General features: G+C 62.7%; 2 protein-coding genes. Both read left to right on the forward strand.

Going from position 1 to position 1,005, the window contains the following annotated elements; genetic code table 11:
* Positions 1–780, forward strand: a 780-nt coding sequence (locus FJ980_RS34485; protein ID WP_140547772.1) for an RNA methyltransferase, incomplete at its 5' end; no start/stop codon positions are given.
* Positions 781–793: 13 nt separating this feature from the next.
* The coding region (locus tag FJ980_RS34490; protein ID WP_181181438.1) for a signal peptidase II at positions 794–1,005 on the forward strand (212 nt) is incomplete at its 3' end.

Below are 1,005 nucleotides of genomic sequence, written 5' to 3' on the forward strand. Positions count from 1 at the left end.
AAGGCGCTGGCGCTCAAGAAATTCCGCGACCAGCAGAACGCCTTCATGGCCGAGGGCCTGAAGCTGGTCATCGATGCGCTCGACCTCGGCTGGCATATCAGGACCCTGGTCTTCGCCAAGGCCGGACGCGGCAACGCGGCGGTGGAGAAGGTCGCTGCGCGCACGGTGGCTTCCGGCGGCACGGTGCTTGAAGTCTCGGAAAAAGTGCTTGTCGCCATAACCCGCCGCGACAATCCGCAAATGGTGATCGGCGTTTTCTCGCAGAAATTCCTGGCCCTGAAGGATATCCGCGCCGACAATGGCGATGTCTGGGTGGCGCTCGACCGGGTGCGTGATCCCGGCAATCTCGGCACCGTCATCCGCACGGTGGACGCCGTAGGCGCGAAGGGCGTGATCCTGGTCGGAGACACCACCGATCCCTTTTCGGTGGAGACGGTGCGCGCCACCATGGGCTCTATCTTCGCCGTTCCGGTGGCCAAGGCGACGACCGAGGCATTCCTCGCCTGGCGCGGCGGGTTTTCGGGTCTCGTCGCCGGCACACACCTCAAAGGCGCGGTCGACTACCGCTCGGTCGATTTTTCCCGGGGGCCGGTGCTGCTGATGATGGGCAATGAGCAGCAAGGCCTGCCCGAAAGCCTGGCGGCGAGTTGCGACAGGCTGCTCAGGATTCCGCAGGCAGGGCGTGCCGATTCGCTCAATCTTGCCGTCGCCACCGGCGTCATGCTGTTCGAGATCCGCCGCGGCGCGCTGAAACTGGACCCTATGGTGGATTCGCAATGAGGGTTGCCCAATCGTGAAATCATGGTCTCCCTATGCGCTGCTGGTCGTCGCGGCCATCGCGCTCGACCAGTGGATAAAACATTTGGTCGAGATCGGCCTTCCCTTTCAGGAAAAGCTCGATCTCCTGCCCTTCCTGGCGCTGTTTCGCACCTATAATACCGGCATCGCCTTCTCGATGTTCTCATCCTTCGGCGATACCGGGCTGGTGATCATCGCCGTTCTCGT

Origin of the sequence: Mesorhizobium sp. B1-1-5 (genome assembly GCF_006443065.1) — a bacterium.
GTDB lineage: Bacteria > Pseudomonadota > Alphaproteobacteria > Rhizobiales > Rhizobiaceae > Mesorhizobium.